Annotated in this window: 21 protein-coding genes and 1 tRNA gene; 14 read left to right on the top strand and 8 right to left on the bottom strand. The window is 52.5% G+C overall.

The genetic code is table 11. The annotated features are described in order from the left end of the window. Positions 1–404: 404 nt before the first annotated feature. The 3 genes from PsAD13_RS11580 to PsAD13_RS11590 all read right to left on the bottom strand — a co-directional run bounded on the left by PsAD13_RS11580 (position 405) and on the right by PsAD13_RS11590 (position 3,797). Positions 405–1,103 (bottom strand): glutathione S-transferase family protein, encoded by a 699-nt coding sequence (locus PsAD13_RS11580; protein ID WP_063288027.1) that lies wholly within the window; start codon positions 1,101–1,103, stop codon positions 405–407. Between the two features lie 183 nt (positions 1,104–1,286). Then, entirely contained in the window at positions 1,287–2,219 is a 933-nt protein-coding gene (locus PsAD13_RS11585; protein WP_063288028.1) for a LysR family transcriptional regulator, read from the bottom strand. Between the two features lie 642 nt (positions 2,220–2,861). Then, positions 2,862–3,797 carry a LysR substrate-binding domain-containing protein gene (locus PsAD13_RS11590; protein WP_063318269.1) on the bottom strand — a complete coding sequence of 312 codons (936 nt, stop codon included), beginning with the start codon at positions 3,795–3,797 and terminating at the stop codon, positions 2,862–2,864. 125 nt (positions 3,798–3,922) lie between these two features. Between PsAD13_RS11590 and PsAD13_RS11595 the strand changes: the two genes are divergently transcribed. The 5 genes from PsAD13_RS11595 (at position 3,923) to PsAD13_RS11615 (ending at position 8,235) form a co-directional block, all read left to right on the top strand. Then, the gene (locus PsAD13_RS11595) at positions 3,923–4,759 is read left to right on the top strand and encodes a transporter substrate-binding domain-containing protein (RefSeq protein ID WP_063296161.1); all 837 of its coding nucleotides are present in this window, start codon (positions 3,923–3,925) and stop codon (positions 4,757–4,759) included. A gap of 4 nt (positions 4,760–4,763) precedes the next feature. Further along, a complete protein-coding gene (locus tag PsAD13_RS11600; RefSeq protein ID WP_057461496.1) occupies positions 4,764–5,738 on the top strand; it encodes an amino acid ABC transporter permease in 975 nt (324 codons plus the stop codon). Positions 5,739–5,805: 67 nt separating this feature from the next. After that, a complete protein-coding gene (locus PsAD13_RS11605; RefSeq protein WP_063318270.1) occupies positions 5,806–6,612 on the top strand; it encodes a gamma-glutamyl-gamma-aminobutyrate hydrolase family protein in 807 nt (268 codons plus the stop codon). 120 nt (positions 6,613–6,732) lie between these two features. Beyond that, the gene (locus PsAD13_RS11610) at positions 6,733–7,302 is read left to right on the top strand and encodes a hypothetical protein (RefSeq protein ID WP_063302702.1); all 570 of its coding nucleotides are present in this window, start codon (positions 6,733–6,735) and stop codon (positions 7,300–7,302) included. Positions 7,303–7,341: 39 nt separating this feature from the next. Next, complete coding sequence (locus PsAD13_RS11615) at positions 7,342–8,235, top strand: alpha/beta hydrolase (RefSeq protein WP_063288033.1); 894 nt, start codon at positions 7,342–7,344, stop codon at positions 8,233–8,235. A gap of 55 nt (positions 8,236–8,290) precedes the next feature. On the opposite strand, the gene pobA is transcribed toward PsAD13_RS11615, so the two are convergent. The 5 genes from pobA to pcaQ form a co-directional block, all read right to left on the bottom strand. After that, positions 8,291–9,508, bottom strand: coding sequence for a 4-hydroxybenzoate 3-monooxygenase (pobA, locus tag PsAD13_RS11620; protein ID WP_063318271.1), 1,218 nt, complete (start codon positions 9,506–9,508; stop codon positions 8,291–8,293). Positions 9,509–9,742: 234 nt separating this feature from the next. Further along, positions 9,743–11,098 carry a TRAP transporter large permease gene (locus PsAD13_RS11625; protein WP_063292850.1) on the bottom strand — a complete coding sequence of 452 codons (1,356 nt, stop codon included), beginning with the start codon at positions 11,096–11,098 and terminating at the stop codon, positions 9,743–9,745. Then, a complete protein-coding gene (locus tag PsAD13_RS11630) occupies positions 11,098–11,610 on the bottom strand; it encodes a TRAP transporter small permease (protein WP_063292849.1) in 513 nt (170 codons plus the stop codon). The genes PsAD13_RS11625 and PsAD13_RS11630 overlap by 1 nt, the downstream gene beginning before the upstream one ends. A gap of 2 nt (positions 11,611–11,612) precedes the next feature. Further along, positions 11,613–12,647, bottom strand: coding sequence for a TRAP transporter substrate-binding protein (locus tag PsAD13_RS11635; protein ID WP_063292848.1), 1,035 nt, complete (start codon positions 12,645–12,647; stop codon positions 11,613–11,615). A 248-nt stretch (positions 12,648–12,895) separates the two neighbouring features. Continuing rightward, positions 12,896–13,834 (bottom strand): pca operon transcription factor PcaQ, encoded by a 939-nt coding sequence (gene pcaQ / locus PsAD13_RS11640; protein WP_208986556.1) that lies wholly within the window; start codon positions 13,832–13,834, stop codon positions 12,896–12,898. Positions 13,835–13,917: 83 nt separating this feature from the next. On the opposite strand from pcaQ, the gene pcaD reads away from it, so the two are divergent. The 9 genes from pcaD to PsAD13_RS11685 all read left to right on the top strand — a co-directional run bounded on the left by pcaD (position 13,918) and on the right by PsAD13_RS11685 (position 22,098). Further along, positions 13,918–15,117, top strand: coding sequence for a 3-oxoadipate enol-lactonase (pcaD, locus tag PsAD13_RS28575; protein WP_063318272.1), 1,200 nt, complete (start codon positions 13,918–13,920; stop codon positions 15,115–15,117). Next, positions 15,101–15,859 carry a protocatechuate 3,4-dioxygenase subunit beta gene (gene pcaH, locus PsAD13_RS11650; protein WP_063318280.1) on the top strand — a complete coding sequence of 253 codons (759 nt, stop codon included), beginning with the start codon at positions 15,101–15,103 and terminating at the stop codon, positions 15,857–15,859. Before pcaD ends, pcaH begins: the two co-directional genes overlap by 17 nt. Position 15,860: 1 nt before the next feature. Next, the gene (gene pcaG / locus PsAD13_RS11655; protein WP_063318273.1) at positions 15,861–16,472 is read left to right on the top strand and encodes a protocatechuate 3,4-dioxygenase subunit alpha; all 612 of its coding nucleotides are present in this window, start codon (positions 15,861–15,863) and stop codon (positions 16,470–16,472) included. 9 nt (positions 16,473–16,481) lie between these two features. Then, the gene (locus tag PsAD13_RS11660; RefSeq protein WP_063288039.1) at positions 16,482–17,336 is read left to right on the top strand and encodes a CoA-transferase; all 855 of its coding nucleotides are present in this window, start codon (positions 16,482–16,484) and stop codon (positions 17,334–17,336) included. Beyond that, a complete protein-coding gene (locus tag PsAD13_RS11665) occupies positions 17,333–18,124 on the top strand; it encodes a CoA-transferase subunit beta (RefSeq protein WP_063288040.1) in 792 nt (263 codons plus the stop codon). Before PsAD13_RS11660 ends, PsAD13_RS11665 begins: the two co-directional genes overlap by 4 nt. Continuing rightward, complete coding sequence (pcaF, locus tag PsAD13_RS11670) at positions 18,124–19,329, top strand: 3-oxoadipyl-CoA thiolase (protein WP_063288041.1); 1,206 nt, start codon at positions 18,124–18,126, stop codon at positions 19,327–19,329. The genes PsAD13_RS11665 and pcaF overlap by 1 nt, the downstream gene beginning before the upstream one ends. A gap of 1 nt (position 19,330) precedes the next feature. Then, positions 19,331–20,401: a 3-carboxy-cis,cis-muconate cycloisomerase gene (locus PsAD13_RS11675; protein ID WP_063318274.1), complete on the top strand. Its 1,071-nt coding sequence runs from the start codon at positions 19,331–19,333 to the stop codon at positions 20,399–20,401. A gap of 33 nt (positions 20,402–20,434) precedes the next feature. Beyond that, entirely contained in the window at positions 20,435–21,823 is a 1,389-nt protein-coding gene (locus tag PsAD13_RS11680) for a M20 family metallopeptidase (protein ID WP_063318275.1), read from the top strand. Between the two features lie 199 nt (positions 21,824–22,022). Continuing rightward, positions 22,023–22,098 (top strand) — tRNA-Phe (locus PsAD13_RS11685). Positions 22,099–22,148 lie beyond the last annotated feature (50 nt).

Below are 22,148 nucleotides of genomic sequence, written 5' to 3' on the forward strand. Positions count from 1 at the left end.
TCCTTCACTTGGGAAGAAAGACTGAAAAATGCCGATGCAGGATTTGCGCGAGGCGCTCCCCTGACAAACTGCGTTGGCTTGTCGTTGTTCTTATGCATGGGCAGAGCGGTAGCACGCGCAGACTCCGATAAATCTCCGTTTGCTCTGCCGGTTTTGAGGTGAAATTTGTTCCTCGCGTCCAGTAATATTTTTTCGTGTGGCCCTATGGAGCCGGAAAGGTTTGCTTTAAACAAGCTGAAAAAACTGATGGCTTCCCTCAGGATAGATGAGGAATGCCTCAGCGGAAGTTATCGCTTCTAAATTATTGATAATACAGGCGGTTGCATAAAAAGAAGGCACCGCAAAAAAATGCGATGCCTTCAGAAGGGCTTAGTAATTTGGAGTTGCGCGAAATATAGACAGCGCTAGGCGGCAACAGCTTCGCTGAGAGCTTTGCGACCCATGTAATCATGAAGATCCAACATGCGTTCAAACCACAAATTGACGGGGTCACTCGGAGCAAGAATTGGATCTGGGCAGCACACTTTGCACCACTGCAAGGTGCCGAACAGTACATAATCTGCATGCATCGCCCTCTCACCACCGAACCAATCCTGATTGGTGAGCAGGTCGCGCACAGGGTTCAACTTCTCTGGCAAAGTGCTCAGTTCGGCGCCTCGCCCTGCGTAGACCTCTTCGAGAGGTTTTCCGAACCGTTTTTCGCGTGCAGGCCGGAAGTAGGCGCGGTCGGCATCACTCATGATGTTGTACATATCCATCACAGCAATCACCGCCAATGTCGGGTGCAGGACGGTTTTGCAGTAGCTCTCCACAAAGTGGGAAAGCTGGAGGCCACCAGCGCCATCAAACAGGCTGGGTGCCTCCTGATAGGTCTCTTCCAGATACTCGGCGATCTCAAAACTATCGCCTAAAAGCGTGCCTTGGTCGTTGAGCACAGGAACGCTGGTGAAAGATCCGTCTTCAATATTGGAAATGTCGCCAAAGGAAACTGGCTTCAGGTCAAAATCGAGACCCTTGTGCTTCAGGGACATCATAATTTTCCAGACATGCGGGGAGTAATGTTGCCCGGAGGCTCCGCTGAGGCTGTAAAGAAGTCTTTGCATGTGGCTTCTCCCGATGAGAATTAAACAATGGGTTTGCGCTAAAAAATTCCTCAGTATTCCGGATTGTTTTTGTCTTTAACGCCAACTGGGCAGAGCAGCCATCCGCCCAACTGGAAAGCAGAGTGCAGCGACTTCAGCCCATTGCTGAGCTGAAGTCTTGCAAATCTGGTTCTTTTGAAAGTGTCAGGAGGCGATGAGTGCCGCCTCTAGTGTTCGGTCGTCTTGAAACGAAAGGCTGGTGCAATTGTCTGTCGCCAGAATGGAGCGAACCGCTGCAATCACCGGGTCTTCTTTCCGGCAGGACAGGTGCGCAAACAACACGCGGGCTGATTTTTGCACCTGAGAGAGTAAGACGATATCACCCTGGTTCTCTTGTGGGTTTGTTGAGTTGGCATGAACGAGCCCGATACCAACACCGCTGGCAATCAAAGCACGTGTAACCCCCTCATCATCCACATTGATCACCCGCTTGGGCCTGATACCGTGCGTGTCCAGAAGATCCCTTGCCACACGCCCGCAACAGGAGTCGCCACTTGGGTAGATCCACGGCACGCTTTCAAGTGCCTTCCAGTTCACCTCAGCCGCAACGGGCACAAGATCCGCAGGGGCTGCGAGGTAAACGCAGAAATTGGAGATCTCCAAGGTAGACAGTCCGGCGTCATCCTCACCTGTTTCCGTGTAAAATCCGGCGTCGAGGCTGCCATTGCGAATGCCTTCCAGCACCTTCACAGAGGGGCGGTGTTGCAGCTCAACTTCAACCTCGGGGAACTCCTGAGACATAGCCGCAAGCAGATTGCTCACAACGCCTGTGCTGGAGTTGCGGCCAGCGCCGAGGGTCAGGCTACCGGCAAGACTGCCGCGCAAGCGGGATGCTTCTTCCAGAAATTTCTGGTGCCGATCCAGCAATTGATGTGCTTCCGTGAGGAGGCGTTGCCCGTCGGGTGTAACAGCCATTCCACGCGGTGTGCGTTGAAAGAGCGTTAATCCCAATGTCTCTTCCATATTTTTGATATGCGCACTGACAGCTGGCTGACTGCGAAAGAGCAATTCTGAAGCTTTGGTTATGCTGCCTTCGCGCGCGACCGTCACGAAGGTTTTGAGTTGATGAATGTCCATCCTTTTCCTTCCAATAAGAAAAGAGTTTCTTGAACGTATTCGGCTCTGAAAAGGACAATAACTATGCTCAGCCGTTGGCTTTGGGCTAGTGTGCTGGCACCCGGTTAACGGGTATGCCCTGCTATCACCCTACGATATCTCTGCAGTCAGACCAAGTCTACTTTCGAAGGCCTGTCCTTCTGAGAGATGCATGTCCGGTCATGTTGCCGGGCCGGACGCTGCGCTCCTGAAATCCTTGTGATAGCGATGTTTGATTCCGCCGCGATAAGTAAATTATTTTGAGGGTTCGATGAATAATTTGATTGCTCGTCATCATATAAGTAGTTTGTTTCCGTGGTTTGGTTTAGTGATTTTAATTTTGTTATATTTATTGATGTGAGAATTTGTTTTCATGAATATAGGAATTATATTTATTTAATATGACAATACATAACCAATGAATATTGTATAGTGCTAAAGTGAATTATTGATAATCACTTAGAGTTAGAATTTTGTTTGCTTGACGATGTTTTGAGCAGATGGGGCAAAAGATGATTACTTCCTTGGCACATTGACGGGAACCGTGAGGGCGAGCTGACAATGTGTCGGGAGCATGAGTGTCAGCTTGACTATCTTATCCAGTTGGTTTGGGGGGCAAGTTGCTTAGCGAATTTGCATCTTTGTCATCTCGTCACTCAGCCAGTTGATGAAATCCCAAACCGGGGCTGAGGGGATAGACGTTTCTGGCAAGACAAACTGAAAAGCGCGCTGGCAAGGGAGCGTCTCAGCAAACGGCTCTACAAGCGTGCCTGCATTCAATGCATCTATGATATAGAGGTCTCTGAGAATGGCAAAGCCACGTCCGGCAATAGCGCTTTGCAGGATAAGGTCCGTGTTGTTGAAGGTGAGCTGCTGCACCATCTGGCCGGAAAAGTCAGGCCAACTGGCTTCCAGATACTTCTGCCAGTGGAAGGCCTCGTCTTCATGAATGAAATCAGCTTTGGCAAAGAGCTCAACTGGTGTTGAATGCGGTGCCAGACGCTCTCCTGCGATGGTCTCCAGATAGTTTGGTGAGCACACCACACGCATCCGCTCTTGCGGCAGGGGAATAAGCGGAGACGCGCCGAGATCGCCCTCAGGCTTGGGCAGCAAGCGCAGCGCCACATCGAGCTTTTCCTCCGCAAAATCAACGAAGCGATTGGCTGCACTGATCCGGATCGCCACATGCGGGTGCAAAGCGGAGAATTGAGCTAAACGCGGGACCAGCATGATGGAGGCGAGAGACGGTGCAATGCCGATTGTGAGCTGCTTTCGTGCGGTCTGGCTGGCGAGGAGGTATGAGAGGTTCTCTATACCATTGTTGATTGCTGAGACTTCCGAAAGGATATCCTGAACCAGCTCCGTCTGCTCCAGATTGCGCCCGTTCATGCGGAACAGCTTAACGTCCCAACGCTCTTCTAACTGCCTGATATGATAGGATACTGTTGGTTGTGAGACGTTCAGTTCCCGCGCGGCCGCGGAGATAGATTTGTGCCGTGCAACTGCCGCAAGTGCACGTAATTCCTGAAGGGTGGGGACGAAACGTCGAGAGATGGCCATGAATGATGTATAGAGTTTTTCTATACATGGATCAATCAGACTGATTTGTCTTGCTCTAACCCGCACTTATAAACTGCCCAAAACTTTGAGAAATATCCGTCATAATGACGAATTTGGGGGTTGGGATGTTTAAAAATACCGGGAAAGCCATCTTAGGGGCTGCACTATTTGTCTCTGCAAGCGTTGTTGGCATGAGCGCACAGGCGGGAGAGGCTCTGGATGCGATCATGAAGAGCAAGACGTTGCTCGTGGGCTCTAACTCAGATTACCGCCCGAATGCCTTTATGGGAGACGACAACCAGCTGCAGGGCTTTGATATTGACGTTTCCAAAGAGATCGCAAAGCGTCTTGGTGTTGAGGTGCAGTTTGTAACGCCGGGTTGGGAAATCATGACTGCGGGCCGCTGGTCTGGCAGATGGCATATGGTTGTCGGGTCCATGACCCCAACAAAAGCCCGCGCACAGGTGCTGGATTTTCCTGCCGTGTACTACTACACCCCGGCAGCTTTTGCGGTTCACAAAAACTCCAAGGCAACATCGCTTAAGGATCTGGACGGTAAGGTGATCGGCGTTGTGGGCTCGTCCACCTACCACAAGTACCTGGAGCACAAGCTTGAGATTGATGCGGTTGGCGCACCGGCGTTCGAATACGCTGTGACACCGGGTGAAATCAAACTTTACAGCGATATCAACGAGTTTGACGAACTGTCTCTTGGTGACGGCGTGCGTCTTGATGCATTGGCGCAGTCCGTTCCTGTTATTCAGCAGGCGATGAAGAAGGGCCTGCCGATCAAACAGCTGGGTGATCCGATCTTTTATGAGCCGCTGGCGATTGCGATTGATAAAGGCGACAAAGAGCTTAGCGACAAGCTGGCCTCCATTGTTGAGGACATGAAGAGTGACGGTACTTTGACCAAGCTCTCCGTGAAATGGCACGGCGCGGACCTCGTGAGCGTAAAGTAAGATCATGGTCACACTCACCAATGGCGCTTTCAGGCAGGGTCCGGCCCGCCTGAAAGCAGCGGCAACGCTCGGATCACTGGCCTTTGTGATCGCGTTTTATCTCGCGTTCAATCAAGGCGTGATCGGGTCATTCCTTCGCCCTGCGATGAGTGAAGAAACACTTGCCAGCTGGTGGGGGCGTTTTTCTGTATCCATGGTGATTTTCCTGCTGGCGTCAGGGCTGGGGTTTCTCATACTCAGCCTGTCCCGGCGCGCTCAGCTGATCACTGTGTGGCTTCTGCTTGCTGCAGGAGCTTTCGGGTTCTTCCTGAGCTTTGAGCTGAGTTTTGAGTTTATCGGGCGCAAACTGCCCTTTCTGATAACGACAGGGGCATTCACCACGCTCTATGTCTCTGCCATTGCGATCACACTGGCCTTCATCTTTGCCTTGCTGGGTGCCACCGCAAAGCTCTCCGGCATTGGGGTGGTTGAGGGTGTCGGGGCATTTTATACTTCGTATTTTCGCGGCGTGCCGCTGTTGGTACAACTCTTCCTGATCTATCTCGGCCTGCCGCAGATTGGCTATGTCATTTCGCCCGTTCCAGCAGCAATCATCGCGCTGTCGCTGGTGTATGGGGCGTACATGACCGAGATTTTCCGCTCTGGCATTCAGTCGATCTCACTTGGGCAATGGGAAGCTGCGGATGCGTTGGGCTTGCCGCGTTTGTTGACGTTTCGAAAAGTCATCCTGCCCCAAGCCATGCGGGTTATTGTGCCGCCAACGGGCAACCAGTTCATCGCGATGCTCAAAGATTCCTCGCTGGTTTCCGTCGTCGGCGTCTGGGACATTATGTTCATTGCACGAACGCAAGGACGATCTGACTTCAAGATTCTGGAGATGCTGATCACCGCCTCCATCATCTACTGGGTCATGTCGGTCATGCTGGAATTTGTGCAACAGCGCATTGAGACACATTACGCAAAGTCGCTGAAGCGATAATTATTCTTCCATTGATTTTGAGCGCGTAGGTGCGCCGCGAGTTTTCGTGCCCTGAAGGGATACGCTTATGACAAGCAACACTGGCAAAACCACGTCGCAGAGCGTGGCTGCTGATAAAAGAACCATTGTCGGAATTTTGGCGAATTCCTCAGAAGATGCGGGCCTTGGAACGCAAACCATTGATGATAAGTACCTGACAGCCGCATTGCAGGCTGTTGGGGCAATCCCTCTCATCATCCCAACGCTCCTGAAGGAAGCAGAACTGGCTCATGTGCTGTCGCTGGTTGACGGGCTTATTCTGACAGGCGATGCCTCCAACATTCAACCTGCGTATTACAACAATGACGGCACCTTGGAGAGCCATGGCCCGTTTGATGACAAGCGCGACACCTCTGCATTTGCGCTGATCCGTGCCGCTTTTGAAAATGACCTGCCACTGCTTGGAATTTGCCGTGGCATGCAGGAAATGAATGTGGCTTTCGGCGGCACAATCCGAAATGACCTTTATGCGAACCATGAGTTTTCGCTGCACCACCCCATCGACTACACGCTGCCACCAAAACAAAGATACGGGGCAGCTCATCAACTCATCCTTGAAGAGGATGGACTGCTGAACTCTATCCTTGGTGAAGGCGACCATCAGGTAAACTCTCTGCACGAACAAGCGGTTGAGACGCTTGGAGACGGGCTGGTGCTTAATGCTCTTTCTGAGGACGGTGTGATTGAAGCCTTTCACCATCCAGACAAAGCGTTCTTCCTTGGCATTCAGTGGCATGCGGAGTTTGAAGCCGTCAGCAATCCCGTTTCCACCCGCATTTTTGCGGCCTTTTCTAAGGCGATGCTGAGCGCAGAAGATGTGAAGGCGTTCCTGTAATTCTTCTCAATTCAAAACGGATTGCAGCTATTTACCTAGGAAAATTCGAACCAATCTCAACTAAGTGTCCTCTGATTATTCAATGGTTCCGCTGAGTGGTTGAGACAGGGTTGTATCATTGTGAAAAGGTTCATTGATGAATGGAAAGGCTATTTTGGAGACCTCCCTCCCTATAGCCATTACCTCCGTGATGTACTGCCCGAAAGGTGGGTCAGGTTCCATGCACTACCGGATACAAGACGATACGCAGAAACGCCGGAAGAAGCTGCAATTGTCTTTAACAGAGGCAGGGTACTGGCCAATCGGATTTTAAAGGAGGGGCAGAATTGCCTCTTCATCTCGTATTTCCCGAATTTCGATAAGTATCCTCTCCCTTACAGTCACAAGCTTCTTGATCAGTTTCGTCTGAAGTACTGGTTCAAATGGAAGTATGAGGATGACCCATGGGGCGAAGAGGAAACCATAGGCTTTTACGGCAATGAGGTGCGCTGGTTTCCTGAGGTCTATCGCGAAGCTCTTAAAGATGCAGCACAGGATGAAGAGCGTTTTTTACTCATGAACCGGGAAACATCACGCATATTTGCGCCTTATGACGGCGGCTTCGATTGCTTCATGCAAAATGCAGAAGAAGTTGCCCGCCTTAAATGTGAGTTTGCAGAATGGCTTTCTCCCAGTGACTCTGGTCTATAATGTTTGAAAGGCTAGAGCGCGATATAGGGGACTGGACATATGAAGTTTATTGAAGCCGGGGTGCTGAACATCGCCTATATGGATGTTGGGCCAAAATCAGGTGTTCCAGCTGTTCTGCTTCATGGCTTTCCGTATGACGTGCGCAGCTATGATGAAGTCTCCGTCATTCTCGCCAATCGCGGTTTTCGATGCATCATCCCTTACTTGCGTGGCTACGGGCCTACCCAATATCTGTCTCCGCAAACGCCGCGCTCCGGTCAGCAAGGCGCATTGGCCTTTGATCTGCGGTCACTGATGGTGGCTTTGGAGCTGCCGCAGGCGATTGTTGCGGGCTATGACTGGGGTGGCCGGGCAGCTTGTATCGCCGCAGCCCTCTGGCCGGAAAAGGTGAGGGGGCTTGTGAGTGGCGGGGTGGCCTACAACATCCAGAACATCCCTGCAGCCTACCGACCTGCCTCGCCTGAGGAGGAACAGCTCTGGTGGTATCAGTACTATTTCCAGAGTGAACGTGGCCGCAATGGTTTGACTGAGAACCGCGAAGATCTGACAAAAATGCTCTGGCAGCAATGGTCACCCACCTGGGAGTTTTCTCGCCGAACCTTCCGCGAAACCGCCGAGAGCTTTGACAATCCTGATTTCGTTGAGACTGTCATCCACTCCTACAGACACCGTTTTGGGCTGGTTGAGGGAGACCCCGCTTTTGAGAAGATCGAGGTTCTGCTCACCGCGCAACCGAAGATCAATGTGCCAGCCATTGCATTGCTTGGTGCCAATGATGGCGTAAGCCCACCGCGGCACAGCAAAGGGCACGAAACAAACTTCAACGGATATTATGAGGCGCGTCTCGTTGAGGGTACAGGACATAACCTGCCACAAGAAAACCCTGAGGCCTTTGCCGCAGCAATTATTGAAATTGCTGACAAAACAGAATAGTCAGCCGCGTTCTCGTGGTGGGGAGAGAGGGAAGAACCTCTCTCCAATCGCTGGATTAAGCGGCTGATAAGGTCAGCGCGTCCAGCTCTTCAAACGGTAAACCAACATACTCTTCTGCCAGCGCTCGCTGTTGGGTCTCGTTTTGCAGCAGCAGCTCATAGCTGTTCTGCTGGATTTTGGCATCGAACCCGTTCATGTCCGGGAAGACGTGCATCAACTGCGTCATCCGCCACGAGAAATTCTCAGAGCTCCAAACACGGCGCAACGCCAGCTCGGAATAACGCTCCAGATGAGTGGATTGATTGCTCTTGACCTGCTCAATCAATCCGCGTGAGAGATAGAACACGTCAGAGGCTGCGAGATTGAGCCCCTTCGCTCCGGTTGGTGGCACAATGTGAGCAGCATCGCCTGCGAGGAACATACGTCCGTATTGCATTGGCTCAGCCACGAAGCTGCGGAGTGGTGCGATGGATTTTTCAATAGAGGGTCCGGTGACGATATCTGACGCTACATCCGCAGGGAAGCGGGCGATCAGCTCTTCCCAGAACCGCTCATCGGACCAGTCAATAACACTGTCTGTCAACGGGCACTGAATGTAATAGCGGCTGAGCAGGCGGTTTCGCTGCGAAGCGAGTGCAAAGCCACGTTCATGATAGGCATAGACCAAATCCGGCAGAGGTGGCACTTCTGCCATGATGCCAAGCCAGCCAAACGGATAAGCCCGCTCGTAGGTGCGTAAAATGTCGTCAGGAATGGTCTTGCGGCTGACACCATGGAAGCCATCACAACCAGCAATGTAGTCGCAGTCCAGATGACAGGTCTGCCCGTCCTTCACGTAGGTCACAGAAGGCTTGTCAGAGGTCACATCATGAAGGGTCACATCAGTGGCTTCGTTGATGATGTTGCCGCCAGCGCGTTCGCGGGCGTCATACAGGTCTTCGGTGATGTCGGTCTGGCCGTAGACCATCATCTCCTTGCCAGTCCATTTGTGCGTATCAATGAAATGACTTTCAAAGCCCTGCCGCGTAATCCATGAGCCTTTTTTGCTCTTACCATTCTGATCCATACGCTCCGCAAGGCCATAATCGCGAAGCAGCTGAACTGTACCGGTCTCTAAAAGACCAGCACGAATGCGCGAGAGAACATAGTCTTTGCTGCGCTGTTCCAGGACAACGCTGTCCACGCCGTTTTCGCTCAGGATGTGAGAGAGTAATAAACCAGCAGGACCGCCGCCGATAATCGCAACCTGAGTACGATCTCTATGGTGGGTCATGAAAAATTCCTTAGGTTCAAAACATCTGGCAGATCGCGGCAATGGGGTATGCGCTAAGTCAGAAGTAAAATGGATTGCGAATACACGTTTGAATAGTGTTCAGTGTTGCTGTTTATGATTGATATGTAAAATTGATTTATAGGCAGAAATTATAGCAAAATTGCTATCAGAGCGCTTTGATCCATTCGGTTGTCTCAGCAATGAATGCGGCCAAGACAACCTGTCGTTTTGCGTTTAGGAAAGGACTCTGGGCAGCCAAAGGGTTAGCGCTGGGAAGCTCACCAGAATTGCAACACGCACCAGCTCGGCGCCAAAGAACGGGGCAACACCTTTGAAGGTCTGGATCATCGGCGTGTCTTTTGCCAAAGCTGAAATCACGAAGACATTCATGCCCACTGGCGGTGTAATCAACCCAAGCTCGACGACGATCAGCGCCAGAATTCCGAACCAGATTTTCAGGTCTTCAGTGCTCATGCCGTACCCAGCGTCGTCAGCGCCCTGATACATGCCACCGTTCAGCTCCATGAGCACAGGCCAGAAGAACGGGATGACCAGCAACATCATGGACATGCTGTCCATCAGGCAGCCAAGCGCGATCAGAGCCAGCAGGATCAGCAGCATCACCGTCATCGGTTCCAGGCCAGAGCCTGCTATCCACGCCGCCGTCTCCTGCGGCAATCCAATGCGGGACATGAATATCTTGAGCAGTTCCGCACCCAGCAGGATCAGGTAAATCATGCCGGAAGTCGCTGCTGTCTCCTTCAGCGCCTCGATCATATCGCTGAGGGACAGATTGCGTTGGAGCAGCCCAAACAACATGACGAGAAACACACCCACAGCAGCTGCTGGTGTTGGATTGTAGAAGCCGAAATAAATGCCGCCGATGACAAGTCCGAAAACGGTCAGTACAGGCAGCACGCCGAGAGAGGCTGCGAGGAACTCTTCTCGCGTTCCAGCGCCACCTGCAGGGCCAGATGAGGGACTGACGAAAACGTAGAGCGCGATCACCGCGAGGAACAAAAGAACGGCCAAAATACCCGGAATAAACGCAGCAACGAACATAGTAACGATGTTCGCCTCCACGATCACCGCATAGATGATCAAAACGACGCTTGGTGGGATGAGAATGCCCAGAACTCCGCCAGCTGCGAGCGTGCCGGTGGCCAAAGCGCCTGAATAATTATAACGCTTCAGCTCTGGCAGAGCGACTTTACCCATGGTTGAGGCGGTCGCGAGTGATGATCCGCAAACAGCGCCAAACCCGGCACAGGAGGCAATCGCTGCCATGGCTGTGCCGCCCTTCATCCAGCCAAGCCATGCATTGGCCGCTCTGAACAGGGATTGGCTCAAGCCGGTTTTCGAGGCGAGCGCACCCATCAGAATAAACAGCGGAATGACAGAGAGATCGTAAATGGCGAACTGGCCATATGCCAATGTTTTCAACTGACTAAGCAGCAGCATTGGGCCATTGACGAGCGCAATCCCAACGCCGCCGACAAGTATCATCGCGTAGGCAATCGGGATACGGATGACAATGAGGAACACCAAAATGGCGAGGGCTCCAAAGCCCATGATAAGACTTTCCGCCATCAGGTTCTCCGAGTCAGATCTCTGGTGTTTTCACTCAGCGTAATAATCGCCCCAATGCTCAACAGAAAAAGCGAAATCAAAACAGGGACATACGCATACCAAACAGGGATTTGCAAAATTGCGGTGGTGTAATCGTACTCTCTTTGATCAGACATACCATGGTACATCCGCCACAACAGCAGCAACCCAAACCCAAACGCTATCAGCGATGCGATCAACGCCAGAAACGCTTTCAAACGAGGACCAGCCTTACTGGTAAAAATGTCCGCTGTGACATTGGCATCAGTGATTTGACAGAAGGGCAGGAAGGAAAAAACTGCGATAGCAACGCCGATCTCAGTGAGCTCGAAATCCCCGGGAAAAGGAGCTGCCCACATGTTGCCAAGGGTGGAATAGATGTTTATCGCGACCACCGCCAGCAGAACTACACCGCCGGTAAGTGCCCATGCTACAATAAGTTTTTCGAATGCACCGGCAATGCCGGTGCGTCCGAGTTTTTGAAAGGCGCCCATAGCTACTCGCTGTGCTTGGAAATCAATGCCTGTGCTTTTGCAACAATCGCGTTGCCATCAATGCCTTTTTTGGCGACTTCTGAGGTCCATTTATCAACGACCGGAGCCAGAGCTTCTCTAAAGACAGCTGTTTCTTCTTCAGAAAGAGTGATGTGTTTGTTGCCTGACTTTACAGCGAGGCCGATGCCAAAGTCATCTGTCGCACGCCAAACTTCACCAACCTTTGCCCACCACTCAGGACCAGACGCATCACGGAAAGCCTTCTGAATGTCTTCAGGCAAGCCTTCCCAGCGCTCTTTGTTCATGGAAACCTGAAAGACAGAAGTACCAAAGCGCGCTTTGCCAGCACCTTCGATCTGATACTCGGTCTGTTCCTGAATTTTCAGCGGTGGAATGATTTCCCAAGGAATAAACGCCGCATCAATCACGCCTTTTTGCAGAGCAGTCGGCAGCTCGGGAACCGGCATAGCTGCAGGAGACGCGCCAAGTGCTTCAATCACCCATGCACCGGTGCGCGATGGCGTACGAATGCGCATACCTGCCATATCAGCCGGACTGCGGACTTCCTTGTCGCGTGTGTGAAGGCCTGCGCCTGCGTGCACGTGCAGGAACATGACTTCCAAGCCCTTGTATTCAACTTCAAGATCGCTCTTGAACATGTCGTAAAGTGCAAGGTTTGCCGCGCGTGGATCATCCAGGAATACGAACGGAAGTTCCATCACTTCAGTGCGTGGAAACAAGCCCGGTGTGTAACCGTTCAGGGTCCAGACGAGATCAACAACGCCGTCACGAACCTGGTTGACCAGCTCTGGTGGACGACCGCCAAGCGACATGGACGGGTAGATCTCGATTTTGACCTGGCCGCCGGAATTTTCTTCAACGGCCTTTGCCCATGGTTCCAGCATTTTGGTCTGCGCTGGCGCTTTGGGGCTTAGAAAGTGGTGGAGCTTAAATGTGTATTCTGCTGCACCTGCCATAGAAACACTGGCAAGCAAAAGTGCTGTAGAAGCGCAGAAGCCTTTGAAATTACCAAACATAAGTATGTGACCCTCCTGAAGAATGGTCGAAACCAAACAAGCCTTCCTGATCCTGCTACTTGGGGCAGTCTCATCTCCCTAAGGCCGTCAAATTCTTAATCACGATCCGGATGATCCGCCAAGGGAATTCTTAGGAATCACCACTGTGAAATCGGAGAATTACATATACTTTTCAAAATGAATAATGAAAAATACCGTGCTTTTCATGCCGTATTGGGTATCAATATGCACCTTGAATTCGCGCAGGCTCAGTGAGCTGATGCGCGCGCTTCTTCCTTCTCGCTCAGTCCCATAAGGATCTCGGCAAAGCATTGAGCCGCCGTATCCAGCGTTTCGCCTGCGCGCATGTTGAGGCCGACAGAGCCGACCGTCGCACGGGTATCAATCGGCAACTCCACGAACTGGCCGCATTCAATCTCGCGGGCAATGACACCCCGTGAAATGATCCAGATTGCGTTGTATTCCTGTGTGAAGGCCCTGCCAAACGAGTCAGAGACGGTTTCGATTGCCTGCTCTGGTTCAGGAATGCCGTGTTCAATGAAAAGCCGATCGACGAACGGGCGAATAATTGAGGCTGCAGAAGGGATTAGCACCGGATGAGCATCCAGCTCATTCACGCTGATCTGCGGTTTTCCTGCGAGGGGATGGTTCTTGTCGACGGCAAAAACGACACGCTCGCGGTAATGCGGCTCGAACACCAATCCCTGCATGTTCTCTGGTGCTGGCAGGCGGCCCATAACAAGATTCAGCTCACCATTTCTCAGTTGATCCAGCAGGACGTGGTTTTCTCCGGTTACGATATGAAGCCTGTTTCGCAACCCTGTATCAAGGAAAGCCTTAACGGCCTGCGGAATGAGCGATGCAGCCACTGTTGGCAGAGCGCCAATGCGGACCATCGGGCCGTCGCTATAGTTGAGCTGAGATAATGCATTGATGCCGTTACGGGCAGCGGCAAGACTGGTGCCTGCATGACGCAGGAACACCTCACCGTAATGGGTGATACGGATCCCGCGCCCATCTTTTTCAATCAGAGGCTGCCCGCATATTTCTTCCAGTTCGCGAATAGTACGGGTGACGGCTGGCTGGGTGAGATGAAGCACCTCCGCAGCGCGGCTCACGCTGTTTTGGCGAGACACTTCCACAAATGCTTCTAAATGCCTGAGCTTTAATCTGCGTAAGTTATTCATAACAATCTCAATATGATTAGTCTGGATAATATCATTATTCATTTTGAAACAGACATGCAATTGATCCGTTTAGGGGGATGCGCATGCACTTCATAGAATTAAACTCTACAACGCTTCACTTCAGTAAGACCAATTCAGAGTCAGCAGCACCAGCGCTTGTTCTGATTAATTCATTGGGAACGGACTTTCGCATTTGGGATGAATTTCTGGTTCATCTCGGGCATCAAGGCGAAGTTCTGACCTATGATAAACGTGGGCATGGTCTTTCTAGTGTTGGCGATGAGCGGTATTCGATTGACTTGCATATGCGTGACCTTGCTGCGCTCATGGACAGCCAGTCCATCAAGAATGCAGTGATTTGCGGTGTATCTGTAGGGGGCATGATCGCAATGGCGCTGCAGGCCGCCCGGCCTGATCTGGTGAGCGGGCTGATCCTGTGTAACACCGCACCGCGCATCGGTGACGCACAGACGTGGCAAGAGCGTATCAACGCAATTGAGGCCAACGGGATGGAGGGGATCGCTGATACAGTGATGTCTCGTTGGTTCTCAGCGGGCTTTCAGGCAAAATGGCCAGAAGCAGTTGCAGGATATCGGAATCTTTTGTGCCGAACACCTTTGGACGGATATATCGGCACATGTGCAGCCATTCGGGACGCTGATCTGACCTGTCAGGCCGCACAGATTGACGTGCCTGTTCTCTGCGTTGCTGGTGAGGACGACCAGTCTACACCGCCAGAACTGGTTGAGGAGATGGCAAGCCTCATTCCGAACGCTAAATATGAGCGGGTGGGAAACTGCGGACATCTGCCAAGTCTGGAGCAACCTGAGTATCTGGCGCATCTTGTTCGGCAGGCGATTTCTCGTTGGCCAAACAGGGTTGACCAGCGTGAACTGCGGCAAAGCGAAATTTACAAACAAGGCATGCAGACACGACGGAGAGTGTTGGGAGACACTCACGTGAATGCTGCTGAAGTTCAAAAGAGCAGTTTTGATGCGCCTTTTCAGGAGCTTATCACTGAAGCGGCTTGGGGGCATGTGTGGTCGCGGCACAACTGGACATTGCGAGAACGGTCCATTGTAACTATTGCGCTTCTCGCTGCGTTAGGGCACCTAGATGAGGTGGCCATGCATGTGCGGGCTGCAAGAAACACCGGGGCAACACGGGAAGATATAAGCGAAGCTCTGCTGCACACCGCAATTTATGCCGGTGTGCCAGCCGCAAACAGCGCCATCAAAGTCGTCAAAAATGTTTTCGCGCAGCTTGATGCGTCAGGGGAGTGAGATGAGCAAGCCAACGACCAATGCTGGTCCGTTCTTTCCACGAGACCGGAACTGGCATCCTCCGGCATTGTCGCCTAACTACAAAACGAGCGTGTTGCGGTCTCCGCAAAAGGCGCTTCTGTCTCTCGGAAATACAATCAGCGAAACCACCGGACCAGTCTTCGGCCACAACATGCTGGGTGAGCTGGATCAAGATTTAGTGCAGAATTATGCCAAACCGGGTGAAAGTGCGCAGGGAGAGCGCATCATTGTCCATGGCCATGTTCTGGATGAAGAAGCCAGACCAGTTCCGAATGCGCTGGTAGAAGTTTGGCAGGCCAACGCTGGTGGCCGCTACCGTCATAAAAAAGATGGCTACCTTGCGCCGCTTGACCCGAATTTCGGCGGATGTGGTCGCGTCATCACGGATGAGAATGGATACTATGCTTTTCGCACCGTTCGTCCCGGCCCGTATCCGTGGCCAAACGGGGTGAATGACTGGCGCCCGTCCCACATCCATTTTTCGCTTTTTGGTTCCGGTTTCGCGCAGCGCCTGATCACACAGATGTATTTTGAGGGCGATCCTCATATTCCGCTGTGTCCGATTGTGAGGACGATCAATGATCCGGCTGCGATTGAGATGCTGGTTGCCAAACTGGACATGAACCATTCTGTGCCAATGGACGCTCGTGCCTACCGCTTTGATATCGTCCTGCGTGGCCGCCGCTCGACCATGTTTGAGAACCGTATGGAGGGCAATTGATATGACTAAGCTGGAGTATCTGAAAGAAAGCCCAAGCCAGACGGCTGGTCCGTACGTTCATATCGGCTGCACACCGAACTTCATCGGGAACACAGGGATCTTCAAAGAAGACCTTGGCGCGCGCATGGTGAATCTGCAAACCAAAGGCCAGCGCATTACCATTAAAGGTCGTGTGTTTGATGGAACCGGAACGCCTTTGAAAGACGCCATGCTGGAAATTTGGCAGGCAGACAGTGAAGGTCTGTTCAACAGCCCGTCAGAAACGCGTGGTAAAGCTGATCCCCACTTTACTGGATGGGGGCGCCAGCCGGTCAATCTGGAAAGTGGTGAGTTCTGCTTTGAGACTGTGAAGCCGGGGTCTGTTCCGTTTCCTGATGGCAGGACACAGGCACCACATATTAACTTCTGGATCGTTGCGCGCGGAATAAACATTGGCCTCAATACACGCATGTACTTCCCGGAAGAGGACGAAGCCAACGCAGTTGATCCGGTGCTGGGCAGTATTGAACATCGCGTGCGCGTATCAACGCTGATCGCGAAGCAATCCGGCGACACCTACACCTTTGACATTTACATTCAGGGTGAAAACGAAACCGTCTTCTTTGATATCTGATTGATAAATATGGCTGAATTTCTGTCTTTAAAAGATGCGGTCACGAAATACCTCAAAAGCGGTGACACTGCCGCTTTTGAGGGTTTTACGCATCTTATTCCCCACGCCGCTGCCCACGAAGTTATTCGGCAGGGCATTGATGAACTCGCTGTCATTCGCATGACGCCTGATCTTATTTATGATCAGCTCATCGGCATGGGGCTGGTCAGGAAATTGATCTTCTCCTACGCGGGTAATCCGGGTGTTGGGTTATTGCGACGTGTGCGTGATTCAATCGAAAACGGCTGGCCGCGCTCCATCGAGATTGAAGAGCACTCCCACGCCGCTCTTGCCAATGCATATGAAGCTGGGGCTGCTGGCCTGCCATGCGCCGTGTTTCGTGGTTATATGGGCACAGAACTTCAGCGCGTAAATCCGAATATCAAGAAAATCAATTGTCCCTTTACGGGGGAAGAACTGGCCGCTGTTCCATCCATTCGGCCCGACGTGGCTTTCATCCACGCTCTTAAAGCAGACCGCAAAGGCAATGTGCTGATCGAAGGAATTGTGGGTGTCCAAAAGGAAGCCGTGCTGGCTGCTACGCACTCCATTGTGACGGTTGAGGAAGTGGTTGATGAGCTGGACACGCATATGAACGCGTGCATCCTGCCACACTGGACCGTCTCCGCTATTTGCGAAGTGCGCGGCGGGGCACATCCGTCTTATGCGCAAGGGTATTACGGCAGAGACAACAAGACGTATATCGACTGGGATCCGATCGCAGCAGATCGTGAGAGGTTTCAGGCATGGATGGAAGAACACGTGCTGAAACAGGGACCAGAGGTGTTTGCTGACCGCATCAAAGGGCTGGAGGTAACTCCGTGACAGCACCAGACTTTACCCCGGACGAGATGATGGCCATCGCGGCATCCCGCGCCTTGAGCAACACGGATGTGTGCTTTGTGGGCATCGGCCCGCCATCTGCTGCCTGTAACATCGCCCGTTTAACTCACGCACCAGATATTACGCTGATTTATGAGAGTGGAACGATTGGCACTGCGCCAGATATTTTGCCGCTTTCCATTGGAGATGGTGAGCTTTGTGACACAGCGCTGACGACGGTTTCAGTAACCGAGATGTTCCGCTACTGGTTGCAAGGTGGCAAGATCACAGTCGGTTTTCTGGGGGCAGCGCAGATTGATCGTTTCGCTAACATCAACACCACTGTTGTGGGTGACTACGACCATCCAACGGTAAGATTGCCGGGTGGCGGCGGAGCGCCTGAGATCTCCTCTTCCTCTCAGGAAACTTACATCACCATGAAGCAGAGCAAGCGTGGTTTTGTTGAGAAACTGGACTTTTTCACCTCCTTTGGGCACGGAGAGGGAGGTGACCACCGAGCTCGTATGGGCATCACCACAAAAGGCCCAACCCTGCTGATTACCGACCTTGCCATCTGGAAACCTGATCCTGTTACCAAAGAGCTGACAGTGGTCTCGCTTCATCCGGGTACGACCAAAGAACGGGTGCAACAAACAGTGTCTTGGGCTGTACGGTTCTCGGATGATTTGCAGGAGACCCCTGTGCCGACTGAGGAGGAACTGTCTGTTCTGCGCGCATTAAAAGCGCGAACGGCGGCGGCGCATGCGGGTAACAGAGTGGAGACGGCCTGATGTCTGAGGCATATATTTGCGATTATATTAGAACACCGATTGGTCGTTATGGGGGCGCGCTGTCTTCTGTTCGGGCGGACGATCTTGGCGCATTGCCAATTAAAGCATTGATGGAGCGGAACCCGTCAGTTGATTGGGAAGCCGTTGATGAAGTGTATTACGGCTGTGCCAATCAGGCTGGTGAAGACAACCGCAACGTGGCTCGCATGGTCGCGCTGCTGGCAGGTTTGCCAGAGGCTGTGCCTGGGACAACGCTGAACCGCCTTTGTGGTTCTGGTATGGATGCTGTCATTGCAGCCTCTCGTGCCATCAAGACAGGTGAATGCGATCTTGTGATTGCTGGCGGCGTGGAATCTATGTCCCGTGCGCCATTTGTGATGCCAAAGGCGACCTCACCGTTTTCTCGTGCCAACGAAGTGTTCGACACCACCATTGGCTGGCGGTTTGTGAACCCGAAAATGAAGAAGCAGTTCGGCATCGACAGCATGCCTGAGACTGGCGAAAACGTTGCTGAAGACTTTGGTGTCTCCCGTGCTGATCAGGACGCGTTTGCCGCGAGCTCACAGGCTAAAGCAGCGGCTGCACAAGAAAATGGCCGCCTTGCCAAGGAAATCATCGAGGTCACAATCCCGCAGCGCAAAGGCGATCCGATTATCGTGTCCGCTGATGAGCACCCACGTGCAGGGACAACTGCCGAGAAACTGGCAAAGCTGCCGACACCCTTCCGTGAAAATGGCAGCGTGACTGCGGGTAATGCCTCAGGTGTCAACGATGGCGCTGCTGCGTTGATTGTTGCCTCTGCAGCAGCGGTCAAAAAATATGGTCTGACCCCAATTGCACGCGTGCTTGGCGGAGCGACAGCCGGTGTTGCACCGCGCATTATGGGCATTGGCCCTGCTCCTGCAGCGCAAAAACTATGCGCGCGGTTAAATTTGCAACCTTCTGATTTTGACGTCATTGAGCTCAATGAAGCCTTTGCAAGTCAGGGGATTGCAGTTCTGCGCGAACTGGGGTTGGATGCAGGTGCAGCTCATATCAACCCGAATGGCGGGGCGATTGCATTGGGCCACCCACTGGGCATGTCCGGCGCACGCATCACCGGAACCGCAGCGTTGGAACTGAGCCTGCAAGGCAAAAAACGCGCACTGGCCACTATGTGTATTGGAGTTGGTCAGGGCATCGCGATCGCGCTGGAAAGGGACTAATGTGAGTGTGAGCCTCTTCACCAACCCTATGTGGAGCGGATTGTTTGGAGATGAGGACGTGCAACGCGCCTTCGCTCTGGAAACAACTCTGGATCACTATCTGGCTTATGAAGTGGCTCTCACCAAGGCCTTGTTCGCACATTCTCTGGTTTCAGCCGAAGCAAAGGACGCTGTGCTTGCTGGCTGCAAAGGGTTTGCACCTGACATAACGCGGATCAAGGCAGGCGTCGCAAAAGATGGCCTGCCAATCCCGGCTTTCATCAAGCAACTGCGCATGCGCGTTGGCGAGCCATACGCTGGAGAATGCCACAAAACATCCACCAGTCAGGATGTGATGGACACCGCACTGGTATTAGCTCTGCGAAAAACCTCTCAAATTCTGCAAAAACGCTTGTCTGCGGTCATCGCTGCACTTGAAACTGTGAAATCGGCGAATAGTGATTATCCGCTGATGGGCAGAACGCGCATGCAAGCCGCGCTGCCAATAACCGCAGGTGACCGCATTTCCACATGGATTGAACCGCTGAAACGGCACTATCAACGGCTAGACGATGTCGCTCCGGAGGTTGCAGTGCTTCAGTTTGGCGGACCTGTAGGAACAAGCCATGCTCAGGGCGAACATGCAGTTGCTATTGCCGCGCATATGGCGGCAGAGCTGGACCTGAGAGTTCCGGAGCATTCATGGCATACGCAGCGGGACAATATGGTGGATTACGCAAACGTTCTCTCCATGATCTCCGGCAGCCTTGGCAAGATTGGTACGGACGTTGCCTTGATGGCACAACAGGGCCTTGAGGAAATTAAACTTTCCGGTGGTGGACGCTCCTCAGCCATGGCCCACAAACACAACCCGATCAACGCGGAATTACTGGTAACGCTTGCCCGTTACAACAGCACCCAGGTCTCTGCGATGCATAGCGCCTTGGTGCATGAACAAGAGCGCTCAGGTTCAGCTTGGGCGTTGGAGTGGATGATCCTGCCCGGCATGTGCATTGCAACGGGCGCTGGTCTTCAGAGTGCATTAAAGCTGCTGAAACAAACAGAGTGGATTGGAACCCCCTTAAGTGATTAACTGCGCGCACCTAGTCTGAAAGGGAGAATGAGAATGTCCAGTCGCAATGAAGCCATCCAACGGGCGGAAACATATTTCGACAGCGGCGCATTCCTCACTGACCTGGCCCGATTAATCGCTATTCCGACGGAAAGTCAGGAACCCTACCAAAAACACCAATTGATGCGTTATCTGAAAGAGGAGATGCGACCACTTCTCGAGCGTCTTGGCTTCAAAACGCACATCTTCGATAATCCGAACCCGATTGGTGGCCCTTTCCTGTTCGGTGAACGCATCGAAGATCCTAGTTTCCCGACAGTGCTGACTTACGGACACGGAGATGTTGTGCGCGGACAAGCTGGTAACTGGATGGGGGGAAGAGACCCGTTCGTTCTGGAAGAAGACGGCGAACGCATTTACGGGCGCGGTACTGCTGACAATAAGTGCCAGCATCTCATTAACCTTCAGGCCTTGGGATGCCTTTTGCAGGGAAAGAAGCAACTCGGCTTCAACTGCAAGGTGATCATTGAGACTTCTGAAGAAACAGGCTCCGCTGGCCTGCAAGAGTTCTTCGATGAACACAAGCAGATGTTGGCAGCAGATGTGTTGATCGCCTCTGACGGGCCGCGCTTGCAATCGGATACACCAACAGTCTTCACCGGTGCGCGTGGTGCGCAAACATTCACACTACAAGTAAACTTGCGTGATGGTGCCAATCACTCAGGCAACTGGGGCGGGCTGCTTGCAGACCCCGCCATTATCCTTGCCAATGCAATCTCCTGCATCGCGGACAAACGCGGTCAAATCCAGATTCCAAGCTGGCGCCCAACCAGCCTGACACCAGACATTAGGGAAGCTCTGAGTGATCTTCCCGTTGGTGATAGTCAAGGCCCGACCATAAACGAGAATTGGGGAGAGGAGGGTCTCACCCCTGCCGAGCGTGTGTTTGGCTGGAACTCCTTTGCCGTGCTCGCAATGAAGAGCGGTGTGCCAGAAGCACCAGTAAACGCGATTGATGGTTATGCCTTCGCAGTTTGCCAGCTGCGCTACGTTGTGGGAACGGATGTACAGGGTCTCGTCCCATCTTTGCGTGCGCATCTGGATGCCAATGGATTTAATAATGTCGAGATAAGGCAGGAAGATCGCGGGTTCTTTCATGCAACGCGCCTGTCGCCAGATAATGCTTGGGTGCGCATGGTGATGGCATCCCTGGAAGAAACCAGTGGCAAGACACCCCATCTTTTGCCAAACCTTGCTGGTTCCTTGCCTAATGAGTGCTTTGCAGAAACACTGGGCCTGCCGACCGTTTGGGTTCCGCATTCTTATGCTGGTTGTTCGCAACATGCGCCCAATGAGCATATTCTCAAACCGGTTGCTCGCGATGCCATGCGAAATATGGTGGCGCTATTTTGGGATATTTCGGAAAAAGGGGCACCTACTTAGGCTATTCAATGCCGTCGTGAGGCTCATTTTGGGATAAAACCCTCATGATTTAAGGCGCTTAAGAGAAAAAGGTGAGCAGGCAGTGGAGAAAGCAGATTTCTTTGTAAAAAATGCATTTGCCTGCTGGACAGGATAAATTTGGCACCCTATAAGACGCTCACCTTCGCAGGACGGGAAACAAACCGCCCTAGCAGAATGTGCCCGGATAGCTCAGTTGGTAGAGCAGCGGATTGAAAATCCGCGTGTCGGTGGTTCGAATCCGCCTCCGGGCACCACTTATCTTCTTGAAATTACTAGTTAATAGACCGAGTATTCGCTCAGCTTT

The sequence above is a fragment of the Pseudovibrio sp. Ad13 genome (assembly GCF_001623225.1).
Taxonomy (GTDB): Bacteria; Pseudomonadota; Alphaproteobacteria; order Rhizobiales; family Stappiaceae; genus Pseudovibrio.

What these genes read in the sequence shown, in the direction of transcription:
- PsAD13_RS11580 (WP_063288027.1), bottom strand. Translation starts at nt 1,103, where the DNA reads ATGCAAAGACTTCTTTACAGCCTCAGCGGAGCCTCCGGGCAACATTAC.
- PsAD13_RS11585 (WP_063288028.1), bottom strand. Translation starts at nt 2,219, where the DNA reads ATGGACATTCATCAACTCAAAACCTTCGTGACGGTCGCGCGCGAAGGC.
- PsAD13_RS11590 (WP_063318269.1), bottom strand. Translation starts at nt 3,797, where the DNA reads ATGGCCATCTCTCGACGTTTCGTCCCCACCCTTCAGGAATTACGTGCA.
- PsAD13_RS11595 (WP_063296161.1), top strand. Translation starts at nt 3,923, where the DNA reads ATGTTTAAAAATACCGGGAAAGCCATCTTAGGGGCTGCACTATTTGTC.
- PsAD13_RS11600 (WP_057461496.1), top strand. Translation starts at nt 4,764, where the DNA reads ATGGTCACACTCACCAATGGCGCTTTCAGGCAGGGTCCGGCCCGCCTG.
- PsAD13_RS11605 (WP_063318270.1), top strand. Translation starts at nt 5,806, where the DNA reads ATGACAAGCAACACTGGCAAAACCACGTCGCAGAGCGTGGCTGCTGAT.
- PsAD13_RS11615 (WP_063288033.1), top strand. Translation starts at nt 7,342, where the DNA reads ATGAAGTTTATTGAAGCCGGGGTGCTGAACATCGCCTATATGGATGTT.
- pobA (WP_063318271.1), bottom strand. Translation starts at nt 9,508, where the DNA reads ATGACCCACCATAGAGATCGTACTCAGGTTGCGATTATCGGCGGCGGT.
- PsAD13_RS11625 (WP_063292850.1), bottom strand. Translation starts at nt 11,098, where the DNA reads ATGGCGGAAAGTCTTATCATGGGCTTTGGAGCCCTCGCCATTTTGGTG.
- PsAD13_RS11630 (WP_063292849.1), bottom strand. Translation starts at nt 11,610, where the DNA reads ATGGGCGCCTTTCAAAAACTCGGACGCACCGGCATTGCCGGTGCATTC.
- PsAD13_RS11635 (WP_063292848.1), bottom strand. Translation starts at nt 12,647, where the DNA reads ATGTTTGGTAATTTCAAAGGCTTCTGCGCTTCTACAGCACTTTTGCTT.
- pcaQ (WP_208986556.1), bottom strand. Translation starts at nt 13,834, where the DNA reads ATGAATAACTTACGCAGATTAAAGCTCAGGCATTTAGAAGCATTTGTG.
- pcaD (WP_063318272.1), top strand. Translation starts at nt 13,918, where the DNA reads ATGCACTTCATAGAATTAAACTCTACAACGCTTCACTTCAGTAAGACC.
- pcaH (WP_063318280.1), top strand. Translation starts at nt 15,101, where the DNA reads ATGCGTCAGGGGAGTGAGATGAGCAAGCCAACGACCAATGCTGGTCCG.
- pcaG (WP_063318273.1), top strand. Translation starts at nt 15,861, where the DNA reads ATGACTAAGCTGGAGTATCTGAAAGAAAGCCCAAGCCAGACGGCTGGT.
- PsAD13_RS11660 (WP_063288039.1), top strand. Translation starts at nt 16,482, where the DNA reads ATGGCTGAATTTCTGTCTTTAAAAGATGCGGTCACGAAATACCTCAAA.
- pcaF (WP_063288041.1), top strand. Translation starts at nt 18,124, where the DNA reads ATGTCTGAGGCATATATTTGCGATTATATTAGAACACCGATTGGTCGT.
- PsAD13_RS11680 (WP_063318275.1), top strand. Translation starts at nt 20,435, where the DNA reads ATGTCCAGTCGCAATGAAGCCATCCAACGGGCGGAAACATATTTCGAC.